The following is a 25,192-nucleotide window of genomic DNA, read 5'->3' on the forward strand; positions in this document are numbered from 1 at the left end:
CGTTTAGTCACTGATTTGCTTAATGTCTTTTTCTATCGACGCCTTAATATATTGCTTCCCCGCAGGGTTCCCTGCCTTGCACGGCAACGAAATGATTTAAGAGTGATAGAAAGAGGTATTACGGAAGATGTTCATTCCGGCCCAACAAAATAGTGTTGCATGAACTGTCCCCCCTGGACGGACAGAGAGGTTCTACTTTTCAGCGAGCTGAGGAACCCTATGGTTTACTCCTATACCGAGAAAAAACGCATTCGTAAGGATTTTGGAAAACGTCCGCAGGTTCTGGACATTCCTTATCTCCTTTCTATCCAGCTTGACTCGTTCCAGAAGTTCATCGAGCAAGATCCGGAAGGTCAATATGGTCTGGAAGCGGCATTCCGTTCCGTATTCCCTATCCAAAGCTATAGCGGTAACTCTGAGCTGCAGTACGTCAGCTACCGTTTAGGCGAACCCGTCTTTGATGTTAAAGAGTGTCAGATCCGTGGCGTCACGTATTCTGCCCCTTTGCGCGTAAAACTGCGCCTGGTGATCTACGAGCGTGAAGCGCCGGAAGGCACCGTTAAAGACATCAAAGAGCAGGAAGTGTACATGGGCGAAATTCCGCTCATGACCGATAACGGTACCTTTGTGATCAACGGTACAGAACGCGTTATCGTTTCTCAGCTGCATCGTAGTCCTGGTGTCTTCTTTGACAGCGATAAGGGTAAAACCCACTCGTCGGGCAAAGTGCTGTATAACGCACGCATCATCCCTTACCGTGGTTCCTGGTTAGACTTCGAGTTTGACCCGAAAGACAACCTGTTCGTTCGTATTGACCGTCGCCGTAAGCTGCCAGCGACCATCATTCTGCGCGCGCTGAACTACACCACTGAGCAGATCCTTGACCTGTTCTTCGATAAAGTGGTGTATGAGATCCGCAACAACAAGCTGCAGATGGAACTGGTGCCTGAGCGCCTGCGCGGTGAGACTGCCTCCTTCGATATCGAAGCCAACGGTACTATTTACGTTGAGAAAGGCCGTCGCATTACAGCACGCCACATTCGTCAGCTGGAAAAAGATGGCGTTGAGCACATCGAAGTTCCGGTTGAATATATCGCGGGTAAAGTCGTCGCTAAAGATTACATCGACGAAAGCACCGGCGAACTGATCGTTGCCGCGAACATGGAGCTGTCGCTGGATCTGCTGGCCAAGCTGAGCCAGTCCGGCCACAAGCGCATTGAAACGCTGTTTACCAACGATCTGGATCACGGCCCGTACATCTCTGAGACCGTACGCGTCGACCCAACCACCGATCGCCTGAGCGCGCTGGTTGAGATCTACCGCATGATGCGTCCTGGCGAACCGCCAACGCGTGAAGCGGCTGAAAACCTGTTCGAGAACCTGTTCTTCTCGGAAGACCGCTACGATCTGTCAGCGGTTGGCCGTATGAAGTTCAACCGTTCTCTGCTGCGTGACGAGATCGAAGGTTCCGGTATCCTGAGCAAAGACGACATCATTGAAGTGATGAAGAAGCTCATCGGTATCCGTAACGGTATTGGCGAAGTGGATGATATCGACCACCTCGGCAACCGTCGTATCCGTTCCGTCGGCGAAATGGCTGAAAACCAGTTCCGTGTAGGTCTGGTCCGTGTTGAGCGTGCGGTGAAAGAACGTCTTTCCCTGGGCGATCTCGATACCCTGATGCCTCAGGATATGATCAACGCCAAGCCGATTTCTGCGGCAGTGAAAGAGTTCTTTGGTTCCAGCCAGCTGTCACAGTTTATGGACCAGAACAACCCACTGTCTGAGATTACGCACAAGCGTCGTATCTCTGCACTTGGCCCGGGCGGTCTGACGCGTGAGCGTGCAGGCTTTGAAGTTCGAGACGTTCACCCGACTCACTACGGTCGCGTGTGCCCAATCGAAACGCCTGAAGGTCCAAACATCGGTCTGATCAACTCCCTGTCTGTTTATGCGCAGACCAACGAGTACGGTTTCCTGGAAACCCCATACCGTCGCGTTCGCGAAGGCGTGGTGACCGACGAAATTCATTACCTCTCTGCGATTGAAGAGGGTAACTACGTTATCGCTCAGGCAAACACCAACCTCGACGACGAAGGTCACTTCGTAGACGACCTGGTGACCTGCCGTAGCAAAGGCGAATCGAGCCTGTTCAGCCGCGACCAGGTTGACTACATGGACGTTTCCACCCAGCAGGTGGTTTCCGTCGGTGCGTCCCTGATCCCGTTCCTGGAGCACGATGACGCCAACCGCGCATTGATGGGTGCAAACATGCAACGTCAGGCGGTTCCGACTCTGCGCGCTGACAAGCCGCTGGTTGGTACCGGTATGGAACGCGCGGTAGCGGTTGACTCCGGTGTAACAGCCGTAGCGAAACGTGGTGGTACCGTTCAGTACGTGGATGCGTCCCGTATCGTTATTAAAGTTAACGAAGACGAGATGTACCCGGGCGAAGCCGGTATCGACATTTACAACCTGACCAAGTACACCCGTTCTAACCAGAACACCTGCATCAACCAGATGCCGTGTGTCAACCTGGGCGAGCCAATCGAGCGCGGTGACGTGCTGGCCGATGGTCCTTCAACGGATCTGGGCGAGCTGGCGCTGGGTCAGAACATGCGCGTCGCGTTCATGCCGTGGAACGGCTACAACTTCGAAGACTCCATTCTGGTCTCCGAGCGCGTGGTACAGGAAGATCGCTTCACCACTATCCATATTCAGGAACTCGCCTGTGTGTCTCGCGACACCAAGCTGGGGCCGGAAGAGATCACTGCTGATATCCCTAACGTGGGTGAAGCTGCGCTCTCCAAACTGGATGAATCCGGTATCGTTTATATCGGTGCGGAAGTGACCGGCGGCGACATTCTGGTTGGTAAGGTGACGCCTAAAGGCGAAACCCAGCTGACGCCAGAAGAGAAACTGCTGCGTGCCATCTTCGGTGAGAAAGCGTCTGACGTTAAAGACTCTTCTCTGCGCGTACCAAACGGCGTGTCCGGTACCGTTATCGACGTGCAGGTCTTTACCCGCGATGGCGTGGAAAAAGACAAGCGCGCGCTGGAAATCGAAGAGATGCAGCTGAAGCAGGCGAAGAAAGACCTGTCTGAAGAACTGCAGATCCTCGAAGCCGGCCTGTTCAGCCGTATCAACTACCTGCTGGTTTCCGGCGGCGTGGAAGCGGAAAAACTGGACAAGCTGCCGCGCGAGCGCTGGCTGGAACTCGGCCTGACCGACGAAGAAAAACAGAGTCAGCTGGAGCAGCTGGCGGAGCAGTACGACGAGCTGAAGCACGAGTTTGAGAAGAAACTCGAAGCGAAACGCCGCAAAATCACTCAGGGCGATGACCTGGCACCTGGCGTGCTGAAAATCGTTAAAGTGTATCTGGCCGTTAAACGTCAGATCCAGCCTGGTGACAAAATGGCAGGTCGTCACGGGAACAAAGGTGTTATCTCCAAGATCAACCCGATCGAAGATATGCCATACGATGAGAACGGCACGCCGGTCGATATCGTACTGAACCCGCTGGGCGTACCGTCACGTATGAACATTGGTCAGATTCTTGAAACCCACCTGGGTATGGCTGCTAAAGGCATCGGCGAGAAAATCAACGCCATGCTGAAAAAGCAGGAAGAAGTCTCCAAACTGCGTGAGTTTATTCAGCGCGCTTACGATCTGGGCACCGACGTGCGTCAGAAAGTAGACCTGAATACCTTCAGCGATGACGAAGTACTGCGTCTGGCAGAGAACCTGAAAAAAGGTATGCCAATCGCCACGCCAGTGTTTGACGGCGCGAAAGAGAGCGAGATCAAAGAGCTGCTGCAGCTCGGCGGCCTGCCTTCTTCCGGTCAGATTACCCTGTTTGATGGCCGTACCGGCGAGCAGTTTGAGCGTCAGGTTACCGTTGGCTACATGTACATGCTGAAACTCAACCACTTAGTGGATGACAAGATGCACGCGCGTTCTACCGGTTCTTACAGCCTCGTTACTCAGCAGCCGCTGGGTGGTAAGGCGCAGTTCGGTGGACAGCGCTTCGGTGAGATGGAAGTGTGGGCGCTGGAAGCATACGGCGCCGCCTATACCCTGCAGGAAATGCTGACCGTGAAGTCTGATGACGTCAACGGCCGTACCAAGATGTATAAAAACATCGTTGACGGCAACCATCAGATGGAACCGGGCATGCCGGAATCCTTCAACGTACTGTTGAAAGAGATCCGCTCGCTGGGTATTAACATCGAGCTGGAAGACGAGTAAGCACTCGAATTTGTACTGGTTACAGGACGCCCGGCCCCGGGCGTCCTGAGAAGTCTCACTCCGACGGGAGCTAATCCGTGAAAGACTTACTTAAGTTTCTGAAAGCGCAAACTAAGACCGAAGAGTTTGATGCGATCAAAATTGCGCTGGCTTCGCCAGACATGATCCGTTCCTGGTCTTTTGGTGAAGTTAAAAAGCCAGAAACCATTAACTACCGTACGTTCAAACCAGAACGTGACGGGCTTTTCTGTGCGCGTATTTTCGGGCCGGTAAAAGATTACGAATGCCTGTGCGGTAAGTACAAGCGTTTAAAACATCGCGGCGTGATCTGTGAGAAGTGTGGCGTTGAAGTTACACAGACCAAAGTTCGTCGTGAGCGTATGGGCCACATCGAGCTGGCTTCGCCGACTGCGCACATCTGGTTCCTGAAATCGCTGCCTTCGCGCATCGGTTTGCTGCTGGATATGCCGCTGCGTGACATCGAACGCGTGCTGTACTTCGAATCCTATGTGGTGGTTGAAGGCGGCATGACCAACCTTGAGCGCCGTCAGATCCTGACCGAAGAGCAGTATCTGGACGCGCTGGAAGAGTTCGGTGACGAATTCGACGCGAAAATGGGTGCGGAAGCGGTTCAGGCCCTGTTGAAAAACATGGATCTGGAGCAGGAATGCGAGCAGCTGCGTGAAGAGCTGAACGAAACCAATTCCGAAACCAAGCGTAAAAAGCTGACCAAGCGTATCAAGCTGCTGGAAGCGTTCGTGCAGTCTGGCAACAAGCCAGAGTGGATGATCCTGACCGTGCTGCCTGTACTGCCGCCGGATCTGCGTCCGCTGGTGCCGTTGGACGGCGGTCGTTTCGCTACTTCAGATCTGAACGATCTGTATCGTCGCGTTATCAACCGTAACAACCGTCTGAAGCGCCTGCTGGATCTGGCCGCACCTGACATCATCGTACGTAACGAAAAACGTATGCTGCAGGAAGCGGTCGATGCGCTGCTGGATAACGGTCGTCGCGGTCGTGCCATCACCGGCTCCAACAAGCGTCCTCTGAAATCTTTGGCCGATATGATCAAAGGTAAACAGGGTCGTTTCCGTCAGAACCTGCTGGGTAAACGCGTCGACTACTCTGGTCGTTCCGTTATCACCGTAGGGCCATACCTGCGTCTGCACCAGTGTGGTCTGCCGAAGAAAATGGCGCTGGAGCTGTTCAAACCGTTTATCTACGGCAAGCTGGAGCTGCGTGGTCTTGCTACCACCATCAAAGCCGCCAAGAAAATGGTTGAGCGTGAAGAAGCTGTCGTCTGGGATATCCTGGATGAAGTGATCCGCGAACACCCGGTCCTGCTGAACCGTGCGCCAACGCTGCACCGTCTGGGCATCCAGGCATTTGAGCCAGTGCTGATCGAAGGTAAAGCTATCCAGCTGCACCCGCTGGTCTGTGCGGCTTATAACGCCGACTTCGATGGTGACCAGATGGCTGTTCACGTGCCGCTGACGCTGGAAGCCCAGCTGGAAGCGCGTGCGCTGATGATGTCTACCAACAACATCCTGTCACCTGCGAACGGCGAACCAATCATCGTTCCTTCTCAGGACGTTGTACTGGGTCTGTACTACATGACCCGCGACTGTGTTAACGCCAAAGGCGAAGGCATGGTGCTGACCGGTCCAAAAGAAGCCGAGCGTATTTACCGCGCTGGCCTGGCGTCTCTGCACGCTCGCGTTAAGGTGCGTATCACCGAGCACGAGAAAAACGAGCAGGGCGAATGGACCTCAAAAACCAGCCTGATCGATACCACGGTTGGTCGTGCCATCCTGTGGATGATCGTGCCGAAAGGCCTGCCTTACTCCATCGTCAACCAGGCGCTGGGTAAGAAAGCGATCTCCAAGATGCTGAACACCTGTTACCGCATCCTGGGCCTGAAGCCAACGGTTATCTTTGCTGACCAGACCATGTACACCGGTTTTGCCTACGCGGCACGCTCTGGTGCGTCTGTAGGTATCGACGACATGGTGATCCCAGAGAAAAAAGTTGAGATCATCAGCGAAGCGGAAACCGAAGTGGCCGAGATCCAGGAGCAGTTCCAGTCTGGTCTGGTTACCGCGGGCGAACGCTACAACAAAGTGATCGATATCTGGGCTGCGGCCAACGAACGCGTTGCGAAAGCGATGATGGAAAACCTCTCTACCGAAGTCGTCATTAACCGTGACGGTGAGGAAGAGCGCCAGGTTTCCTTCAACAGCATCTTTATGATGGCCGACTCCGGTGCTCGTGGTTCTGCTGCGCAGATCCGTCAGCTGGCCGGTATGCGTGGCCTGATGGCTAAGCCAGATGGCTCCATCATCGAGACGCCAATTACCGCGAACTTCCGTGAAGGTCTGAACGTACTCCAGTACTTCATCTCGACCCACGGTGCTCGTAAAGGTCTTGCGGATACCGCACTGAAAACCGCGAACTCCGGTTACCTGACTCGTCGTCTGGTAGACGTAGCGCAGGATCTGGTGGTGACCGAGGACGACTGTGGCACGCACGAAGGCATCATGATGACTCCGGTTATCGAAGGTGGCGACGTGAAAGAACCGCTGCGCGAACGCGTACTGGGTCGTGTTACCGCAGAAGACGTGCTGAAGCCGGGTACGGCCGACATCCTGCTGCCACGCAACACCCTGCTGCACGAACAGCAGTGTGACCTGTTGGAAGAGCATTCTGTCGACAGCCTGAAAGTCCGCTCCGTAGTAAGTTGTGAAACTGACTTCGGCGTGTGCGCCCACTGTTATGGACGCGATCTGGCGCGTGGTCACATCATCAACAAAGGTGAGGCCATCGGCGTTATCGCAGCACAGTCCATCGGTGAGCCGGGTACTCAGCTGACCATGCGTACGTTCCACATCGGTGGTGCGGCATCGCGTGCGGCTGCTGAATCCAGCATTCAGGTGAAGAACAAAGGTACCATTAAACTCTCTAACGCCAAGTCGGTTACCAACTCCGCTGGCAAACTGGTTATCACCTCGCGTAACACCGAGCTGAAAATGATCGATGAATTCGGTCGTACCAAAGAGAGCTATAAGGTTCCTTACGGTTCTACCATGGCGAAAGGCGACGGCGAGCAGGTTGCAGCGGGCGAGACCGTAGCAAACTGGGATCCGCACACCATGCCGGTTATCACCGAAGTGAGCGGTTTCGTCCGCTTTACCGACATGATCGACGGCCAGACCATTACCCGCCAGACGGATGACCTGACCGGTCTGTCTTCTCTGGTGATCCTGGACAGCGCAGAGCGTACGTCCGGCGGTAAAGATCTGCGTCCTGCGCTGAAAATCGTTGATGCCAACGGCAATGATGTGATGATCCCAGGCTCCGATATGCCTGCTCAGTACTTCCTGCCGGGTAAAGCGATTGTGCAGCTGGAAGACGGCGTGAAAATCAGCTCGGGTGATACCCTGGCTCGTGTTCCGCAGGAATCCGGCGGTACCAAGGACATCACCGGTGGTCTGCCACGCGTTGCTGACCTGTTCGAAGCGCGTCGTCCGAAAGAGCCAGCAATCCTGGCGGAGATCAGCGGTATTATCTCCTTCGGTAAAGAGACCAAAGGCAAGCGTCGTCTGGTGATTACGCCGGTTGACGGTAGCGATCCGTACGAAGAGATGATCCCGAAATGGCGTCAGCTGAACGTGTTCGAAGGTGAACGCGTAGAGCGCGGTGACGTGGTTTCCGATGGCCCAGAGTCTCCACATGACATTCTGCGTCTGCGTGGCGTGCATGCGGTGACCCGTTACATCACTAACGAAGTGCAGGAAGTTTACCGCCTGCAGGGCGTTAAGATTAACGATAAGCACATCGAAGTCATCGTTCGTCAGATGCTGCGTAAAGCAACCATTGCAAGCGCGGGCAGCTCCGACTTCCTGGACGGCGAGCAGGTTGAAGTTTCACGCGTTAAGATTTCTAACCGTGAGCTGGAAGCCAACGGCAAAATCGCAGCGACCTATATGCGCGATCTGCTGGGTATCACCAAAGCGTCACTGGCGACCGAGTCCTTCATCTCCGCCGCTTCCTTCCAGGAAACGACGCGCGTACTGACCGAAGCAGCCGTTGCGGGCAAACGCGACGAACTGCGCGGCCTGAAAGAGAACGTAATCGTGGGTCGTCTGATCCCAGCCGGTACCGGTTACGCTTATCACCAGGATCGTATGCGCCGTAAAGCGGCAGGCGAAGCGCCTGTAGTTCCTCAGGTCACGGCCGACGAAGCGTCTGCCAGCCTGGCAGAACTGCTGAACGCGGGTCTGGGCGGCAACGACGATTAATCGTCTTTCCTGCTGACCGTAAAAACCCCACTTCGGTGGGGTTTTTTTATGCCTGAAATTTGAGGATGGGTCAGTCAGCGTCGGGATGTGGCCGTAAAAAATCCGCCCCGGAGAGCGGCTTGCGGCCTGACTGCTCTGATTTACGTTAAACAGGATATGGATATTCGACAGGTGAATTTGCCAGGCTCCTTTTCCGCTTAACATCAGCGCCATGAATAACGTGACTAAAAAAAGTCCGTGGCGTTTTTTCATGGAAGATTCCCTTCTCAGGAACCGCTATCGTCTACTGCCCACCGGAACGCTGCAAACGAAACAAGCAGTGTGATTGACTTGTTTTTCGCGGTATCACAGAACCCGTTCCCTGAGTCCGGTGCCCTGCGGCAACAGGTGAAACGGCCCCGACGCAACGATAACAGCTACGACAATGAACAACATTTTATTATTGAAGAGATGCGAGTTATCACGCAGTAAGAAAGAAGTTGTTCCAGGTTATTACATGCGACAAGTGACGAAGCATGCAGAATCATCAAGTACTAAAAATTGGATAAAAATACGCTGGTTTTTTATACTTTATGACGATATATTGACCGGGTGGTTGACTTGTATTCGCATACCATCAGTACCTTTCAGAGCAGGACGGCAATCCTCTTCTGAAATAAAGAACCCCGCGCTGGCGGGGTTTTTTATTACTGAATACCCTGCATCCGTGGTTCGGCTGACCCGTTTTACCTGTATCGCTTAATGTCATCGCCGGTTAACCCGATATCTTTCAGCTGCGCATCGCTTAATCGCGCTAATATTTTACGGCTGTATATCTCCTGTCGCCAGGCCAGCCAGAGCCGCCGCGCCAGGCTGAACATCAGTACAAAGGGCGATGCTTTAAAAGCTGCTCGCCGCCGTCTTACAATATTTTCCTGTGGCATCTGCTTTACCCGTCCGCAGGGCGGCTATCGAAGCGGCGCTACCTGATTTGTTGGTGAAGTAGCAAGAGGCGGGCCCGCGAGGGAAAACTGACGGGCCCGGACGCTTTTTCTCCAGCGTCGGCAGCGATTCTGGCAGCTTTAACAGGGCCAGTCATAACAAGAGTGGATTTATGGAAGTCGTGCCGCATATTTATCAGGCGCATTCATTTTTACGTTAAAAAATAAAAAGTAAGCGAAAACTAATTTTTTATTTATAAGATTTTTCACAGGTGGCTATTTTAAATCTTCATTGATTTATATTTTTGCTTCTCATTTCTTCCCTGAGCTTTCTCTTAAATCTATTAATGGCAATGTCTTAATATTGAGATGTTTATCTCACCTTGCTAAATTAATACAAATTCCCGCTGCCGGATACGCCGCGCTTTCCATTTGTCGCTCAGCACTGTCAGCCAGCTGCTGTGAGGTATTATGAATAAAAATAAGATAAAGGCCATGGTGCGCCCGGCGCTGAAAAATGCGGTTTCGCTACGCCTGCGTATAGAAAAAGCCTTATTAAAAAGGAAAAAATTAGCGGAATACAATCCTGCTCTGGAACAGGATATGGATATCGTTATTCATAACAGAACGCCCGGCGAAATTCCTGAACGGGTCTGGATGTTCTGGGCCGGCTCGACGCTGCCAAAGGAAATCCAGAGCTTTGTTGATAAGGTTGCGCGAGAGAACCCGGACTGGTCAGTAACGGTAGTGAATGACAGTAATCTGTCGCACTATCTGCCGGAGCTGGTCTTTACGCGGCAGGACATGCTGGTTGCCCACAGAAGCGACGTTATTCGCCTGGAGCTGCTGTATAAATATGGCGGCGTTTGGATGGATGCAAGCGTAATACTAAACCGCACGCTGGATGAATTTCTGGCGGTCAACGGCAACAGCCGTTATGACATGGTCGCCTTTTATCGCGATGTCTCCACTGTCGATCGGCGCTATCCGGTGATTGAAACCTGGTTTATGGCCGCCCCGAAAAAGAACCCGTTTATTGCAAGCTGGCTGCGCTATTTCCGCCCGATTATTACGCTGGGCGCGGCAGACATGTTTAAGCAGCTGCAACAGCTGCCCAATTATCAGGAACTGGTACAGAAAATTACCGATCCGCAATACCTTATTCTGAATATTACGCAGCAGCAGGCGCTGCGTGAATATAATGAGTACAACCTTTATTTAAGAAAGTGCGAGGCCAACGCGCTTTATTATCAGCGTCTGGTAAGCTGGGACGCCGTACAGCTTAGCCGGATGCTGATGATCGATCGCCTGCCGGATGTTCTGCCGCCTATCGTTAAGCTGACCGGGCTGGATCGAAAATACCTTAGCACCAATTTACGCTATGGCGCGGTAAATAAAGACAGCCTGTTGGGACAGGTGCTGTTTGCGGATGCGCCGGACAGAATGCCGGACATGCCGGATATGCCGATGCCCGGCATATCCGGTAGCGCAGGCGCTTAGGCTCCTCTGAACCAGGCAGGAGACGCAGGTCTTCTCGGTCCCGGTAGCGCAGGCGCTCAGGCTCTTCCCAGCCAGCTGTCCCAGTCTTTCCAGACCGGCTGCATGCCGGCGCGGATCAGCGCTTCGGCTACCTGCCGCGGATGGCGATTATCGTGCGGCGAGAACTGTTCCAGCTCGCTTTGCGTCTCGGCGTAGCCGCCAGGCTGCGTTTTTGAGAAAGCGCTGATCGTATTGATCGCCAGCGGCACCACCTTGTCACGGAACTGCGGCGATTCGCGCGTTGACAGCGACTGCTCCACTTCCGGCGCAAACAGACGAAACGCGCAGATAACCTGTACCAGCTGGGCCTCATCCATGACTGAAGCAGGCTGAATGCCGCCAGCGCAGGGGCGCAAGCGAGGGAAAGCCACTGAATAGCGGCTTTGCCAGTACGTTTTCTGTAGCCAAAGCAGATGTTCCGCCATCATATAACAGTCGGCGCGCCAGCTGTCAGAAAGGCCGATCAGCGCGCCCAGCCCGATCTTATCGATCCCCGCGCGTCCCAGCCTGTCCGGCGTTTCCAGGCGAAAGAAAAAGTCCTGCTTGTTGCCTTTCAGATGGTGCTGACCATACACCGTTGGATGATAGGTTTCCTGATAGACCAGCACGCCATCCAGCCCCAGCGTTTTCAGCTCCGCATACTCCTGCTGGCCCAGCGGCTGCACTTCCATCATCAGCGAGCTGAAATGCGCGCGGATGGCGGGAAGATGACGGCGAAAATAATCCATCCCAACTTTCGCCTGATGCTCACCGGTGACCAGCAGCAGCTGATCGAAGCCCATCGCCCGGATCGCCAGGCACTCGCGCTCGATCTCCTGCGCATCCAGCGTCTTACGCTTGATCCGGTTGCTCATAGAGAAGCCGCAATAGGTGCAGTCGTTGGCGCACAGGTTGGAGAGATAAAGCGGAACGAAGAGGTTTACGGCATGGCCGAAGCGCTGGCGCGTCAACAATTGCGCCTTACGGGCCATCGGTTCCAGCCAGGCCTGCGCGGCAGGCGAAAGCAGCGCCATCAGCTCCTCGCGGCCAACGACAGACGCATTCAGCGCCCGTTTCACGTCAGCCGAAGTTTTGCTGTTGATGCGCAGGCGGATATCGTCCCAGTCCAGCTGCTCCCACTGTGAGACGAAGCTTTTCATGGCGTCACTCCGCTTTGCAAAAAGCTGGTCAGCGGGCTGGTGGCGACGGCCTGCTGCTGCTGACTGCCCAGGCCGCTTTGCCGCGCCAGTTCGCCCGCTTCTACAGCGAGGCGGAAAGCGCGCGCCATCTGCACAGGATCGCGAGCAGAGGCCATGGCGGTATTCACCAGCACCGCATCGGCGCCCATTTCCAGCGCTTCGCTGGCGTGGCTGGGCGCGCCAATGCCTGCGTCAATCACCACCGGGACGCTGGCCTGCTCGATAATAATCGTCAGCAAATCCCGGGTTTTCAGCCCCTGATTGCTGCCAATCGGCGCGCCAAGCGGCATCACGGCGGCACAGCCCGCTTCTTCAAGCCTTCTGCACAGTACCGGATCGGCATGGCAGTAGGGCAGCACGGTGAAGCCTTCCCGCACCAGGGTTTCCGCCGCCTTCAGCGTTTCGACGGCATCGGGCAGCAGATAACGCACGTCGGGATGGATTTCCAGCTTCACCCAGCTCGTGCCCAGCGCTTCCCGCGCCAGGCGCGCGGCAAAAATGGCTTCCTCGGCGGTTTTCGCGCCGGAAGTATTGGGAAGAAGCTGCACGCCCAGCTGACGTAAAGGCGCCAGAATGCCGTCGTCGCCGCCGCGTAAATCCACGCGTTTCATCGCCATTGTCACCAGCTGCGTGCCGGATTCCCGAAGTGCATTGAGCATCACGGCAGGGCTGGAGAACTTACCTGTGCCGGTAAACAGCCGGGAAAAAAAGGTTTTATCAGCAATCTGTAGCATATTAACCTCCGGCGATAGCCTGGAAAATCACCAGGTTGTCGCCTTCCTGTAAAAGATGAGTGTCCCAGCGATCCCGCGGCACAATCTGCTGATTGACAGCCAGCGCGGTGCCAGAGTGGCTATGGGCAAGCTGCGCCAGCAGCGCGGTCAGCGTCAGCGGCGCGACAAAAACGTGCGGCTCATCATTAATGATGATGTTCACGATGGCCTCCGCATACCGGGCAGCCGGGGCTGCGCTCAAGGTCAAGCGTGCGCCAGGCCTGCGTTTTGCCGTCAAACAGCCGCAGCTTGCCGTCCAGCGCCGACGGCTGGCCGGCCAGCATCTTCAACGCTTCCAGCGCCTGCAGCGTGCCCATCACGCCGACCACCGGGCCGAGTACGCCTGCGGTGCGGCAGTTGCGCTGCGGCTCCGCTTTATCGGGCCACAGGCAGCAGTAGCAGCCACGCCGGAAAGGCGGGGTGATCGCCAGCAGCTGGCCGCCGAAACCGACCGCGCTGGCGCTGATCAGCGGCGTGCTGGCTGCGACGCAGGCGGCATTCACGGCGTGACGCGTCTGCATGTTGTCGCTGCAGTCCAGCACCAGATCGACCCGCTGCGCCGTTTCCTGCAGCGTGGCGGCATCCATACGCTGCTCAAGCGCTATAAACTCGACCTGAGGATTCAGCGCCTGCAAACGATCCTTCGCCAGCGTGGCCTTTGGCTGGCCGATATCGCTGCTGCGGTAGAGGATTTGACGCTGCAAATTGCTGATATGCACCCTGTCGTCATCGGCCAGCAGCAGCTTGCCCACGCCGGCTGCGGCAAGATACGTCGCAGCCGGCGAGCCTAAGCCGCCCAGGCCGACAATCAGCACGCTGGCCGCCAGCAGCTTTTCCTGCGCCTGCGGGCCAAACTCCTCCAGCAGCAGCTGGCGGCTGTAACGCATAAAATCGCCGTCGCTAAGCATCAAGCGGCCCTCCGCTTCCTGCCAGCGCCAGCAGCTGCGCGGTGGCGGCCTGCCAGTCTGCCGCCTGGGTAATGGCACTGACCACGGCGATACTGCCGACGCCGGTTGCCAGCACGTCTGGCGCCCGCGCCAGCGAGATACCGCCGATAGCCACGGTTGAGACGTTCTGCAGGCGCCCGACATGCCGCTTCAGCTCCTGAAGCCCCTGAGGTGAAGAGGGCATAGCTTTAGTTTGCGTAGGAAAGACGTGTCCCAGCGCGATGTAGGATGGGCGCTCGGCCAGCGCGCGATCCAGTTCCGCGTCATCATGCGTGGATAACCCCAGCCGCAGCCCGGCGCGGTGGATCGCATCCAGATCGGCAATAGCCAGATCTTCCTGGCCCAGGTGTACGCCATAGGCGCCATGCTGAATCGCCAGCCGCCAGTAATCGTTGATAAACAGACGGGCCTGATAGCGTTTACCCAACTCGATGGCCGCGGCGATATCCTGTTCCACCGCCGCTTCCGGCAGATCTTTAATGCGCAGCTGGATAGTGCGCACGCCAGCCGCCAGCAAACGCTCGATCCAGATGACGCTGTCCACCACCGGATAAAGCCCCAGCCTGGCTGCCGTCAGGGGAAAAGCGCTACGGCTCATTATTTTTCCTCCTGCGTTAAGGCATCCATGGCATGGTAAAGCTCGCCGCCACGACGGCGGAACGTCTCTGACATCTCCGCCATGCCGATCGCTATCGGCTCTGCTTCCGCTTCCTGTTTTGCTGCGTATTCGCGGACTTCCTGGGTGATTTTCATCGAGCAGAATTTCGGGCCGCACATGGAGCAGAAGTGGGCAACCTTACCGGACTCCTGCGGCAGCGTTTCATCGTGGAAAGCGCGTGCGGTATGCGGATCCAGCGCCAGGTTGAACTGATCTTCCCAGCGGAATTCAAAACGCGCTTTCGACATGGCGTTGTCACGGATCTGCGCGCCGGGATGGCCTTTGGCAAGATCCGCCGCGTGGGCCGCGATCTTGTAGGTAATCAAACCTTGTTTGACATCTTCTTTATTCGGCAGGCCCAGATGTTCTTTCGGCGTAACGTAGCAGAGCATGGCGCAGCCGAACCAGCCAATCATCGCCGCGCCGATGCCGGAGGTAAAATGGTCGTAGCCAGGCGCGATATCGGTAGTCAGCGGGCCAAGCGTATAGAAAGGCGCCTCGTGGCAGTGTTCGAGCTGCTCGGTCATATTGCGTCTGATCATTTGCATCGGCACGTGTCCCGGCCCTTCAATCATCACCTGCACGTCATATTCCCAGGCGATTTTCGTCAGCTCGCCCAGCGTGCGCAGCTCGGCAAACTGCGCCTCGTCGTTGGCATCCTGTATTGAGCCAGGACGCAGGCCGTCACCCAGCGACAGCGAGACGTCGTAAGCGGCGCAGATCTCGCAAATGTCACTGAAGCGTTCGTAGAGAAAGCTTTCACGATGATGCGACAGGCACCACTTCGCCATAATGGAGCCGCCGCGAGAAACGATGCCGGTCAGGCGTTTCGCCGTCATCGGCACATAGCGCAGCAGCACGCCGGCATGGATGGTGAAGTAATCCACGCCCTGTTCAGCCTGCTCCAGCAGCGTGTCGCGGAATATTTCCCAGTTGAGGTCTTCCGCCACGCCGTTGACTTTTTCCAGCGCCTGATAGATCGGCACCGTACCAATCGGCAGCGGGCTGTTGCGCAGGATCCACTCGCGGGTTTCATGGATATTTCGCCCGGTGGAGAGGTCCATCACCGTATCCGCTCCCCAGCGTGCCGACCAGACCAGCTTTTCGACCTCTTCTTCAATCGAAGAACTGACCGCAGAGTTGCCGATATTGGCGTTGATCTTCACCAGGAAATTGCGGCCGATAATCATCGGCTCCGATTCAGGATGGTTGATATTGGCCGGGATAATCGCGCGTCCGGCAGCCACTTCCTGACGAACAAACTCGGCGGTGATATTTTCCGGCAGCCGCGCGCCAAAATCCTGTCCCGGATGCTGCTGCAACAGCACCTCGCTGCGAACGCGCTCGCGGCCCATGTTTTCGCGCAGCGCGATAAATTCCATTTCCGGCGTGATAATGCCCTGGCGCGCGTAGTGCAGCTGCGTGACGCGGCGACCAGCCTGGGCGCGGCGCGGCCGCGGCAGATTCTCAAAGCGCAGATGATCAAGCCCTTCGTCCGCCAGACGCTGCTGCGTATAAACGGAGCTTAATTGCTCAATCGGTTGCGTATCGGCGCGCTCTGCAATCCAGCTTTCCCGCAGCCTGGCGATACCGGCGCGCACGTCAATAGCGGCGTCGGGATCGCCATAAGGGCCGGCGGTATCGTAAACCGGCACCGGTTCGTTTTCTTCAAACTGTGGATTGTCTTTTCCGCCGCCGGTCAGGGTGGGCGAGAGCTGAATTTCACGCATGGGAACGCGCAGATCGGCTCGCGAACCGGTCAGATAAATGCGTCTGGAATTGGGGAAAGCGGTGCCCTGTAAAGCAGCGATAAACTGCTGCGCTTCAGCACGCTGTTCGCGGCGGTTGGATTTCTTAACCTGGGTAGACATAGCAAGTTCCTGACTTAAGGGAAATTTGCTTGTCCGGAGTTCGGAGGAGTAAGCGCAGAGCCGATGGCCCTGACCTGGATCTTTACTCTTGTTCCCTTCGCAGGTTCTAACCTGATCAGGTTCCGCGGATCCCGAATTAACGGTCTCAGCCCCGAGGGGCACTCCGACAAGAAGAAGTCTGGCTTTCGCCAGAGGCAATCATGCGATTGCCTTTTCAGCATAAAGGGGCGTTATGGAAAGCTCAAGGGATTAAACAGTTAACTTTTCAGGCAGGACGAGCCATCGCAGAGTCATTAGCGGCGGACTTATCCGCATACTTCTCCAGCGCCAGCTGAATAAATTTATCTTCCAGGGTGAAGCGGGCTTCCAGCGCTTCGCCGACGATCGACAGCGCCTGCTGGAACTCCAGATAGTTATCGTGATCGATGGCGTTTTCCAGATGGGCGTCGTAAATCGCCATAATCTGTTCGGTATTCGCCTGTAGCGAAGGATAAATCAGCGCCGCTTTGGCCAGCTGGTCGGTGCCTTCCATTTCCTGAATAAACCGTTCGTACGCCGTGAAGTGGCCGGTTGAGAGATAATCAACCAGGCTTTGACAGAAGTTATCCAGCGCCTCTTCGTCGAGCGTAGTCAGCGATTCTTTGTTAGGCTTCATGCCAACCATTTGATAATAAGCAACTAACAACTGCTTGCGTGAGTGAAGGCAAAAGTCTACCAGTTCGCTGCATCCGCCTACGCGTGAGGCCAAAACTTCCAGCTGGTCAAGCATGAGTGACTCCAAAAGTGTTATTTTAACTGTCTATCCCAATCCGGTAAGTGCGTGAAGTGAGGATGAGCAATTTATGGAACTTGAGATTTCAAGCGTAGACGCTGGCTGGTGGATTGTCAGCCATGAACAGAAACTTTGGCTGCCAAAAGGTCAATTACCGTACGGAAACGCACAAGATTTAGGCCTGGCCGGCTCGAAAGGCGCGCTGATTGGCGAATGGCAGGGCGAACCTGTACGGCTGATTAGCGAAAATCGTCCGGAAGGGATGGCGTCGCTGCGGCAGCTGCTCGATCAGGATCCCGCCCTGTTTCAGCTGGCGGGACGCGGCATCCAGCTGGCCGAATTTTATCGCTCGCATCAGTGGTGCGGCTACTGTGGACACGCGATGCATCGCAGCAAAACGGAATGGGCCTGCCTGTGTGGCCACTGCCGCCAGCGCTATTATCCGCAAATTGCGCCCTGCATCATCGTGGCCATTCGTCGCGGCGATGAAATCCTGCTGGCTCAGCATACCCGACACCGCAACGGCATCTACACGGTGCTGGCGGGTTTTGTGGAGGTAGGCGAAACGCTGGAGCAGACCGTAGCGCGCGAGGTGATGGAGGAGAGCGGCATCAAGGTGAAAAACCTGCGCTATGTTTCCTCGCAGCCCTGGCCTTTCCCGCAGTCATTGATGATGGCGTTTATGGCCGACTACGACAGCGGCGAGATCAACATCGATCCCAAAGAGCTGCTGGATGCCAACTGGTATCGCTACGACGCCTTGCCACAGCTGCCGCCGGCGGGAACGGTGGCCCGTCGGCTGATAGAAGACACCGTCGCGCTCTGCCGCGCCGCTGCGGAATAACTGATATACTGTGCGTCTGAATGAAAAAGAGTCCTGAAGATGAGTGAACTGAAGAACGATCGTTATTTGCGTGCTCTGCTGCGTCAGCCGGTAGACGTTACGCCCGTATGGATGATGCGTCAGGCCGGACGGTATTTGCCGGAGTACAAGGCGACGCGCGCCCAGGCCGGCGACTTTATGTCGCTGTGTAAAAATGCTGAGCTGGCCTGTGAAGTCACGCTGCAACCGCTGCGTCGCTACGCGCTGGATGCGGCGATCCTCTTCTCTGATATCCTGACCATCCCTGATGCGATGGGGCTGGGACTCTATTTTGAAGCTGGCGAAGGCCCGCGCTTCTCCTCGCCTGTGACCTGCCGTGCGGACGTCGAAAAACTGCCCGTGTTCGATCCCGAACAGGAGCTGGGCTACGTGATGAATGCGGTGCGCACCATTCGTAAAAATTTACAGGGCGCGGTGCCGCTGATCGGTTTTTCCGGCAGTCCGTGGACGCTGGCGACCTACATGGTGGAAGGTGGCAGCAGTAAGGCCTTCACTAAACTGAAAAAAATGATGTATGCCGAGCCGGAAACCCTGCATCTGATGCTGGATAAGCTGGCCGACAGCGTTACGCTCTATCTGAACGCACAGATCCGCGCGGGCGCGCAGTCGGTGATGATTTTCGACACCTGGGGCGGCGTGCTGACCGGGCGCGACTATTTGCAGTTCTCCCTGCACTACATGCATAAAATCGTCGATGGCCTGCAGCGTGAAAACGACGGTCGCCGCGTGCCCGTGACGCTGTTTACCAAGGGCGGCGGCCAGTGGCTGGAAGCGATGGCGGAAACCGGCTGCGACGCGCTTGGTCTGGACTGGACCACCGATATTGGCGAGGCGCGTCGACGCGTTGGCCATAAAGTGGCGCTGCAGGGCAACATGGATCCTTCTATGCTTTATGCCACGCCTGCCCGTATTGAGCAGGAAGTGGCGGGCATTCTTCAGGGCTTCGGCAACGGCACGGGCCATGTGTTCAACCTGGGTCACGGCATTCATCAGGATGTCCCGCCGGAACACGCGGGTGCTTTTGTGGAGGCCGTCCACAAACTGTCAGGACAGTATCACCAGGATTAATTATGGATATACAGGCATTAAAGCAGGAACAGACGACGCGTGCGGCGGAAGTGGTACGCGCTGATGATTTTGACGTAATGCCACCGCGCTATATCGCCGGGGCGGACGTGGGGTTTGAGCAGGGCGGCGAGGTCACGCGCGCCGCGCTGGTGCTGTTGGAGTATCCGTCGCTGAAGCTTATTGAGCATCGCGTCGCGCGGATAGCCACCACCATGCCTTATATCCCCGGCTTTCTCTCGTTTCGCGAATATCCCGCTCTGCTGGCCGCCTGGGAGCAGCTGGAGCAAAAACCCGATCTGCTGTTTGTCGACGGTCAGGGCATCGCGCATCCGCGCCGTCTTGGCGTCGCCAGCCACTTTGGCCTGCTGGTGGATGTGCCGACTATTGGCGTGGCGAAACGCCGGCTATGCGGCAAGTTCGAGCCGTTAGGCGACGAGCCGGGCTCCCGACAGCCGCTGATCGACAAAGGCGAGCAGATTGGCTGGGTGCTGCGCAGCAAAAAACGCTGCAATCCGCTGTTTATTTCGCCGGGCCACCGCGTCAGTAACGATACGGCGCTGCACTGGGTGGAGACCTGCCTGCAGGGCTACCGTTTGCCGGAGCCGACGCGCTGGGCCGATGCCGTGGCGTCCAACCGGCCCGCTTTCGCCCGTCTCGGCATCCCGCTATAACGGTGTGAGGCGCCGGCTTTTCGGTTACACTGCAGCCCGCGCACTTTTGTTTAAGAGATCCCAACATGTTACGTAATCCGATTCACCTGCGGCTGGAAAAACTGGAAAGCTGGCAGCACGTTACTTTTATGGCCTGCCTGTGTGAGCGCATGTATCCCAATTACTGGGCTTTTTGCCGCCAGACCGAGTTTGGCGACGGCCAGCTTTATCGTCGTATTCTCGATTTGGTCTGGGAAACGCTGCTGGTGAAAGATGCCAAAGTGAATTTTGACTCGCAGCTGGAAAAGCTGGAAGAAGCCATTCCGGCGGCGGAGGATTACGATCTGTACGGCGTTTATCCAGCCATCGACGCCTGCGTCGCGCTGAGCGAACTGCTGCATTCCCGTTTGAGCGGTGAAACCCTGGCGCACGCTATTGCCGTCAGCGAAGCTTCAATCACCTCTGTAGCGATGCTGGAAATGACCCAGGCCGAACGTGAAATGACCGAGGAAGAGCTAAAAGCCAATCCTGCCGTTGAAGAGGAATGGGACATCCAGTGGGAGATTTTTCGCCTGCTCAGCGCCTGTGAGGAAAGGGATCCAGAACTGATAAAAGGACTGCGTTCTGACCTGCGGGAATCAGGGATTAGCAATATCGGTATAAATTTTCAGCAGTAAGGCGATAAAACGTGACTTCAGGCCTGATTTGTAGCGCCTTAAGGCTTCACATTCGCCCCCAGTCTGGTCTACATTTGTGGGGCTGAAAAAAGTGGCTATCGGTGCGTGTATGCAGGAGAGTGCCAGAAACTGGTTTTTCCCTCGCACTCGATGCTTAGCAAGCGATAAATACACTGTAAGGATAACTTATGAACAAGACTCAACTGATTGATGTAATTGCGGACAAAGCGGACCTGTCTAAGACCCAGGCTAAAGCTGCACTGGAATCCACTCTGGCTGCGATTACTGAGTCTCTGAAAGAAGGTGATGCTGTACAACTGGTTGGTTTTGGTACTTTTAAAGTTAACCACCGTGCTGAGCGTACTGGCCGCAACCCGCAGACCGGCAACGAAATCAAAATTGCAGCTGCAAACGTACCGGCATTCGTTTCTGGTAAAGCTCTGAAAGACGCTGTTAAATAATCGACAGTGAAAAGTTTTAAACAGGGGGGCGTTAAGCCCCTTTTGTTAAGGCTTTTTAGCTGTTTCTGCCAGGACAGCTTGTGACGATTTTCTCTCGTTCCCTTTTGCCGTTCCTGCTGCTGTTAGCAGGCTGTAGTTCACGGCAGATGCCTGATTTTACCGCCAGCGGCTATCTTGCCGATCGCGGCGCCGTGCGTATCTGGCGCAAAACGCCTTCCCCACAGTCAATCCATCTGCAAACGGTCTATACCCCTTTTACCGAGCCGGTAACGGAAACCACGGACTACCAGTGGCAAGAGGGCAAACTGATTTCTGTTGAACGCAAAATCGTGGGCGCAAATCCTGAAAGCGTGACGCTACGCTTTGACCAATCCGGTCGCCTGAGCTTTATGCAGCGCCAGCTGGCGAATCGACGGGAAGCGCTGACGGCTGATGCTATCGCGCTCTACCAGTTTGATGCCGGACGTATGCTGACTATCAGCGACGATTTGCTACGCGGACGCGTAAGGCTATTACAGGGAGAGTGGATGCCTTCGGGCGCGGTCAGGTTATGCGGAGGCGGTAAGGCTTCGCCTGGCTTCGACAGCAACGCAGTGCGTTATATCACCCAGCATCAGCAGGGATCGGGCGAACCGCTCAGCATTGCCTGGCTGGAAGCGCCGGGCGGCACGCAGCTGCTGCTGGCGACGCCGGAAGACCTTTGTCAGCAACAGCCGCAGGCCGACAGCTTTTAATCGGCTGCCAGCTTGAGAGAGAAGGGGACAGTGCTGCCCCCTGAATCACTCTTATTTACGCCCGATAGCGCGGTAGCCGATGTCCGTGCGGCAGAAGCTGCCATGCCAGGAGATGTGCTTAGCCAGTTCGTAGGCATGTTTTTGCGCCGCCGCAACATCTTCGCCCAGCGCGGTCACGCATAATACGCGTCCGCCGTTTGTCACCACCAAATCGTCCTGCATTTTGGTTCCGGCGTGGAAAACCTTGCCGTCCGGCGTCGCTTCCAGCGGCAAGCCGTGGATCTGGTCGCCAGTGGCGTAATCGCCAGGATAGCCGCCCGCCGCCAGCACCACGCCCAGCGAAGGACGCGGATCCCAGACGGAGTCTTTGCTATCCAGCTTGCCGTCAACGGCGGCAAGGCAAAGATCGACCAGGTCGGACTGCAGGCGCAGCATGATCGGCTGGGTTTCCGGGTCGCCAAAGCGGCAGTTAAATTCAATGACTTTCGGCTGGCCGCTGTTATCGATCATCAGGCCGGCATAAAGGAAGCCGGTATAGACGTTGCCTTCGGCCGCCATGCCGCGGACGGTCGGCCAGATAACCTCGTCCATAACGCGCTGGTGGATTTCATCGGTCACGACCGGGGCCGGCGAATAGGCACCCATGCCGCCGGTATTAGGGCCGGTATCGCCATCGCCCACGCGTTTATGATCCTGACTGGTCGCCATCGGCAGCACGTTCTCGCCGTCAACCATCACGATAAAGCTGGCTTCCTCGCCGTCCAGAAACTCCTCCACCACGATACGGTGCCCGGCATCGCCAAAGGCGTTTCCGGCCAGCATGTCTTTAATGGCGGCTTCCGCTTCTTCCAGCGTCATTGCGACAATCACGCCTTTGCCCGCCGCCAGGCCGTCTGCCTTGATCACAATCGGCGCGCCCTTACTGCGCGTATAGGCCAGCGCGGCCTCGACGTCGGTGAAGTTCTGATATTCCGCCGTCGGGATTTTATGGCGGGCCAGGAAATCCTTGGTGAACGCTTTAGAACCTTCCAGCTGCGCGGCAGCCTGGGTCGGGCCAAAGATCTTCAGCCCGGCCGCGCGAAAAGCATCGACTATGCCAATGACCAGCGGCGCTTCCGGCCCAACGATAGTCAGATCGATGTGCTCACGCTGTGCAAAATCCAGCAGTGCAGGGATATCGGTCGCGCCGATAGCGACGTTTTGCAACGCCGGCTCCAGCGCGGTGCCGGCATTGCCCGGCGCGACAAAAACGGTTTCCGCCAGCGGCGACTGCGAAGCTTTCCACGCCAGCGCGTGCTCACGGCCGCCATTGCCAATCACTAAAATTTTCATTGTCGGTTCCTTATTAATGGCGGAAGTGGCGCATATTGGTGAAAATCATGGCAATGCCGTGTTCATCAGCGGCGGCAATTACTTCTTCATCGCGAATCGATCCGCCAGGCTGGATAACGCAGCTCACGCCCGCCGTCGCCGCCGCATCAATACCGTCACGGAACGGGAAGAAGGCGTCAGAGGCCAGCGCGCAGCCTTCCACCACCAGACCTTCATCTTTTGCTTTGATACCGGCAATTTTGGCGGAGTAAACGCGGCTCATCTGGCCTGCGCCAATCCCGACGGTCATATTGTCGCGCGCATAAACAATGGCGTTGGATTTTACAAACTTGGCGACTTTCCAGCAGAACAGCGCATCGCGTAGCTCCTGCTCTGTTGGCTGACGTTTGGTCACGACGCGCAGCTGGCTTGCTTCCACCATGCCCAGATCGCGATCCTGTACCAGCAAACCGCCGTTCACGCGCTTGAAGTCCAGCCCGGCCTGACGCTGCTGCCACTGGCCGCAAATCAGCACGCGCACGTTCTGCTTAGCCGACGTCACCTTCAGCGCGGCTTCGCTGGCGGAGGGCGCAATAATCACTTCAACGAACTGGCGGCTGATAATTGCCTGAGCGGTCGCTTCGTCCAGCTCACGGTTAAAGGCGATAATGCCGCCGAAGGCAGAGGTAGGATCGGTTTTGTAAGCCAGCTCGTAAGCGCCCAAAGCCGAATCGCTAACCGCCACGCCGCAAGGGTTAGCGTGTTTGACAATCACGCAGGCCGGTTCGCTGAACTCTTTTACGCATTCCAGCGCCGCATCGGTATCGGCAATGTTGTTATAAGAAAGCGCTTTGCCCTGAACCTGCTGCGCCGTGGCGACCGAAGCCTCAGTCACATTCTCTTCTATATAGAAGGCGGCATCCTGATGGCTGTTTTCGCCGTAGCGCATATCCTGCTTCTTAATGAAGTTCAAATTCAGCGTACGCGGGAAGCGTCCGGCAGGCTCGCGGGTTTCGCCATGATAGGCCGGAACCAGGCTGCCGAAGTAGTTGGCGATCATGCTGTCGTAGGCAGCGGTATGCTCGAAAGCTTTAATAGCCAGATCGAAGCGGGTAGCCAGCTGTAGTGAGTTATCGTTGGCGTCCATCTCGGCAATCACCGCGTCGTAGTCGCTGCTCTTTACAACGATAGCTACGTCTTTATGGTTCTTGGCCGCGGAGCGCACCATCGTCGGGCCGCCGATATCGATATTCTCTACCGCATCTTCCAGCGAGCAGCCTTCGCGCGCCACCGTCTGTGCAAAGGGATAAAGGTTAACGACCACCATGTCGATAGGGGCGATGCTGTGCGCCTGCATGATGGCATCGTCCTGGCCGCGACGTCCCAGAATGCCGCCGTGAACTTTCGGATGCAGGGTTTTGACGCGTCCATCCATCATTTCCGGGAAACCGGTATAGTCAGACACTTCGGTAACGGGCAGGCCGGCCTCGGCCAACAGACGAGCAGTGCCGCCCGTGGAGAGCAGCTCCACACCACGCGCGGAAAGCGCCTGTGCAAATTCGAGGATACCGGCTTTGTCGGACACGCTGAGCAGAGCGCGGCGTACAGGACGAGGTTGTTGCATGAGGTTTTATCCCTTGGCTTTGGTTCGCATAGATAAGAGCGTTACATCAATCTTAGCTTTTCCCCTCCTTTATAAAGAAAGAAGCAGCGAAGATTCAGGTAACGCCCCCAAATGGGGGCCGGGATTTTTCCGGGGCATTGTAGCGAAAACGTTTGCGTGATGCTCGTCTAAATTTGTTCTTACCGCCGGATGTGGATAACTTTGTGGGTAAATGCGTATAAATAGCCCTTTTGCTGTGGAATGCAGCGAACGCGCTATTTTTCTAAAATTAGGGGTTGTCAGCCGCCAAGAACTCCCTATAATGCGCAACCACTGAGACGGCACAACGGCTTACAGGCCAGCGGCTCAGGAGGTTCAGGAAGCTGAATCGCCGGAGAAAAACTTCTGAAAAAGAGGTTGACTCTGAAGGAGGAAAGCGTAATATACGCCACCTCGCGGCAGGAAGCGAAAGCGCTGGCCGCAACGCTCTTTAACAATTTATCAGACAATCTGTGTGGGCACTCGCAGGATTGATATCAAGCGTCTCCGGACGCAAAAAAATATCAAGTCTTAAGAGTGAACACATAATGAAATTCATTAT

General features: G+C 56.0%; 19 protein-coding genes and 1 riboswitch. Of the genes, 9 read left to right on the forward strand and 10 right to left on the reverse strand.

Going from position 1 to position 25,192, the window contains the following annotated elements:
• Positions 1-219 precede the first annotated feature (219 nt).
• Both rpoB and rpoC read left to right on the forward strand, forming a co-directional pair.
• Entirely contained in the window at positions 220-4,248 is a 4,029-nt protein-coding gene (gene rpoB, locus ACA373_RS17930; RefSeq protein ID WP_253456284.1) for a DNA-directed RNA polymerase subunit beta, read from the forward strand.
• Between the two features lie 77 nt (positions 4,249-4,325).
• Positions 4,326-8,546: a DNA-directed RNA polymerase subunit beta' gene (gene rpoC / locus ACA373_RS17935; RefSeq protein ID WP_125290948.1), complete on the forward strand. Its 4,221-nt coding sequence runs from the start codon at positions 4,326-4,328 to the stop codon at positions 8,544-8,546.
• Between the two features lie 725 nt (positions 8,547-9,271).
• Here the strand turns inward: rpoC and ACA373_RS17940 are convergent.
• Positions 9,272-9,469 (reverse strand): DUF1127 domain-containing protein, encoded by a 198-nt coding sequence (locus ACA373_RS17940; protein ID WP_370734919.1) that lies wholly within the window; start codon positions 9,467-9,469, stop codon positions 9,272-9,274.
• Between the two features lie 468 nt (positions 9,470-9,937).
• Here ACA373_RS17940 and ACA373_RS17945 point away from each other — a divergent pair, with 468 nt between their 5' ends.
• The gene (locus tag ACA373_RS17945; RefSeq protein WP_253456279.1) at positions 9,938-10,966 is read left to right on the forward strand and encodes a glycosyltransferase family 32 protein; all 1,029 of its coding nucleotides are present in this window, start codon (positions 9,938-9,940) and stop codon (positions 10,964-10,966) included.
• A 56-nt stretch (positions 10,967-11,022) separates the two neighbouring features.
• On the opposite strand, the gene thiH is transcribed toward ACA373_RS17945, so the two are convergent.
• The 7 genes from thiH to rsd form a co-directional block, all read right to left on the reverse strand.
• The gene (gene thiH, locus ACA373_RS17950; protein WP_253456277.1) at positions 11,023-12,144 is read right to left on the reverse strand and encodes a 2-iminoacetate synthase ThiH; all 1,122 of its coding nucleotides are present in this window, start codon (positions 12,142-12,144) and stop codon (positions 11,023-11,025) included.
• A complete protein-coding gene (locus ACA373_RS17955; protein WP_253456274.1) occupies positions 12,141-12,917 on the reverse strand; it encodes a thiazole synthase in 777 nt (258 codons plus the stop codon). The genes thiH and ACA373_RS17955 overlap by 4 nt, the downstream gene beginning before the upstream one ends.
• Position 12,918: 1 nt before the next feature.
• Positions 12,919-13,119 carry a sulfur carrier protein ThiS gene (thiS, locus tag ACA373_RS17960; RefSeq protein ID WP_253456271.1) on the reverse strand — a complete coding sequence of 67 codons (201 nt, stop codon included), beginning with the start codon at positions 13,117-13,119 and terminating at the stop codon, positions 12,919-12,921.
• Complete coding sequence (locus ACA373_RS17965) at positions 13,103-13,864, reverse strand: HesA/MoeB/ThiF family protein (RefSeq protein ID WP_253461160.1); 762 nt, start codon at positions 13,862-13,864, stop codon at positions 13,103-13,105. Before ACA373_RS17965 ends, thiS begins: the two co-directional genes overlap by 17 nt.
• On the reverse strand, positions 13,857-14,501 hold the full coding sequence (gene thiE, locus ACA373_RS17970; protein ID WP_301253452.1) for a thiamine phosphate synthase: 645 nt from the start codon (positions 14,499-14,501) through the stop codon (positions 13,857-13,859). Before thiE ends, ACA373_RS17965 begins: the two co-directional genes overlap by 8 nt.
• Positions 14,501-16,432 carry a phosphomethylpyrimidine synthase ThiC gene (thiC, locus tag ACA373_RS17975; RefSeq protein WP_253456266.1) on the reverse strand — a complete coding sequence of 644 codons (1,932 nt, stop codon included), beginning with the start codon at positions 16,430-16,432 and terminating at the stop codon, positions 14,501-14,503. The genes thiE and thiC overlap by 1 nt, the downstream gene beginning before the upstream one ends.
• Before the next feature lie 75 nt (positions 16,433-16,507).
• A riboswitch (TPP riboswitch) is annotated at positions 16,508-16,608 on the reverse strand.
• 89 nt (positions 16,609-16,697) lie between these two features.
• Positions 16,698-17,201, reverse strand: coding sequence for a sigma D regulator (rsd, locus tag ACA373_RS17980; RefSeq protein WP_253456264.1), 504 nt, complete (start codon positions 17,199-17,201; stop codon positions 16,698-16,700).
• A 73-nt stretch (positions 17,202-17,274) separates the two neighbouring features.
• Between rsd and nudC the strand changes: the two genes are divergently transcribed.
• The 6 genes from nudC to ACA373_RS18010 all read left to right on the forward strand — a co-directional run bounded on the left by nudC (position 17,275) and on the right by ACA373_RS18010 (position 21,677).
• Complete coding sequence (gene nudC / locus ACA373_RS17985) at positions 17,275-18,048, forward strand: NAD(+) diphosphatase (RefSeq protein ID WP_253456262.1); 774 nt, start codon at positions 17,275-17,277, stop codon at positions 18,046-18,048.
• Between the two features lie 39 nt (positions 18,049-18,087).
• Positions 18,088-19,155 (forward strand): uroporphyrinogen decarboxylase, encoded by a 1,068-nt coding sequence (hemE, locus tag ACA373_RS17990; RefSeq protein WP_125290957.1) that lies wholly within the window; start codon positions 18,088-18,090, stop codon positions 19,153-19,155.
• 2 nt (positions 19,156-19,157) lie between these two features.
• Positions 19,158-19,826 (forward strand): deoxyribonuclease V, encoded by a 669-nt coding sequence (nfi, locus tag ACA373_RS17995; RefSeq protein WP_125290958.1) that lies wholly within the window; start codon positions 19,158-19,160, stop codon positions 19,824-19,826.
• A gap of 65 nt (positions 19,827-19,891) precedes the next feature.
• A complete protein-coding gene (locus ACA373_RS18000; RefSeq protein WP_253456260.1) occupies positions 19,892-20,482 on the forward strand; it encodes a YjaG family protein in 591 nt (196 codons plus the stop codon).
• A 188-nt stretch (positions 20,483-20,670) separates the two neighbouring features.
• Positions 20,671-20,943 carry a nucleoid-associated protein HU-alpha gene (hupA, locus tag ACA373_RS18005; RefSeq protein ID WP_017803060.1) on the forward strand — a complete coding sequence of 91 codons (273 nt, stop codon included), beginning with the start codon at positions 20,671-20,673 and terminating at the stop codon, positions 20,941-20,943.
• Between the two features lie 146 nt (positions 20,944-21,089).
• Complete coding sequence (locus tag ACA373_RS18010) at positions 21,090-21,677, forward strand: DUF1481 domain-containing protein (protein WP_301253455.1); 588 nt, start codon at positions 21,090-21,092, stop codon at positions 21,675-21,677.
• A gap of 51 nt (positions 21,678-21,728) precedes the next feature.
• Here the strand turns inward: ACA373_RS18010 and purD are convergent, their stop codons facing one another.
• The gene (purD, locus tag ACA373_RS18015) at positions 21,729-23,009 is read right to left on the reverse strand and encodes a phosphoribosylamine--glycine ligase (RefSeq protein WP_253456258.1); all 1,281 of its coding nucleotides are present in this window, start codon (positions 23,007-23,009) and stop codon (positions 21,729-21,731) included.
• A gap of 13 nt (positions 23,010-23,022) precedes the next feature.
• On the reverse strand, positions 23,023-24,612 hold the full coding sequence (gene purH / locus ACA373_RS18020) for a bifunctional phosphoribosylaminoimidazolecarboxamide formyltransferase/IMP cyclohydrolase (RefSeq protein WP_369896996.1): 1,590 nt from the start codon (positions 24,610-24,612) through the stop codon (positions 23,023-23,025).
• Positions 24,613-25,192 lie beyond the last annotated feature (580 nt).

This window comes from Erwinia sp. STN24, assembly GCF_041320675.1.
Lineage (GTDB): Bacteria > Pseudomonadota > Gammaproteobacteria > Enterobacterales > Enterobacteriaceae > Erwinia > Erwinia aeris.

What these genes read in the sequence shown, in the direction of transcription:
- ACA373_RS17940 (WP_370734919.1), bottom strand. Translation starts at nt 9,469, where the DNA reads ATGCCACAGGAAAATATTGTAAGACGGCGGCGAGCAGCTTTTAAAGCA.
- nfi (WP_125290958.1), top strand. Translation starts at nt 19,158, where the DNA reads ATGGATATACAGGCATTAAAGCAGGAACAGACGACGCGTGCGGCGGAA.
- ACA373_RS18010 (WP_301253455.1), top strand. Translation starts at nt 21,090, where the DNA reads ATGCCTGATTTTACCGCCAGCGGCTATCTTGCCGATCGCGGCGCCGTG.
- purH (WP_369896996.1), bottom strand. Translation starts at nt 24,612, where the DNA reads ATGCAACAACCTCGTCCTGTACGCCGCGCTCTGCTCAGCGTGTCCGAC.
- thiE (WP_301253452.1), bottom strand. Translation starts at nt 14,501, where the DNA reads ATGAGCCGTAGCGCTTTTCCCCTGACGGCAGCCAGGCTGGGGCTTTAT.
- ACA373_RS18000 (WP_253456260.1), top strand. Translation starts at nt 19,892, where the DNA reads ATGTTACGTAATCCGATTCACCTGCGGCTGGAAAAACTGGAAAGCTGG.
- hupA (WP_017803060.1), top strand. Translation starts at nt 20,671, where the DNA reads ATGAACAAGACTCAACTGATTGATGTAATTGCGGACAAAGCGGACCTG.
- thiH (WP_253456277.1), bottom strand. Translation starts at nt 12,144, where the DNA reads ATGAAAAGCTTCGTCTCACAGTGGGAGCAGCTGGACTGGGACGATATC.
- hemE (WP_125290957.1), top strand. Translation starts at nt 18,088, where the DNA reads ATGAGTGAACTGAAGAACGATCGTTATTTGCGTGCTCTGCTGCGTCAG.
- ACA373_RS17955 (WP_253456274.1), bottom strand. Translation starts at nt 12,917, where the DNA reads ATGCTACAGATTGCTGATAAAACCTTTTTTTCCCGGCTGTTTACCGGC.
- ACA373_RS17965 (WP_253461160.1), bottom strand. Translation starts at nt 13,864, where the DNA reads ATGCTTAGCGACGGCGATTTTATGCGTTACAGCCGCCAGCTGCTGCTG.
- rpoB (WP_253456284.1), top strand. Translation starts at nt 220, where the DNA reads ATGGTTTACTCCTATACCGAGAAAAAACGCATTCGTAAGGATTTTGGA.
- rsd (WP_253456264.1), bottom strand. Translation starts at nt 17,201, where the DNA reads ATGCTTGACCAGCTGGAAGTTTTGGCCTCACGCGTAGGCGGATGCAGC.
- purD (WP_253456258.1), bottom strand. Translation starts at nt 23,009, where the DNA reads ATGAAAATTTTAGTGATTGGCAATGGCGGCCGTGAGCACGCGCTGGCG.
- ACA373_RS17945 (WP_253456279.1), top strand. Translation starts at nt 9,938, where the DNA reads ATGAATAAAAATAAGATAAAGGCCATGGTGCGCCCGGCGCTGAAAAAT.
- thiC (WP_253456266.1), bottom strand. Translation starts at nt 16,432, where the DNA reads ATGTCTACCCAGGTTAAGAAATCCAACCGCCGCGAACAGCGTGCTGAA.
- nudC (WP_253456262.1), top strand. Translation starts at nt 17,275, where the DNA reads ATGGAACTTGAGATTTCAAGCGTAGACGCTGGCTGGTGGATTGTCAGC.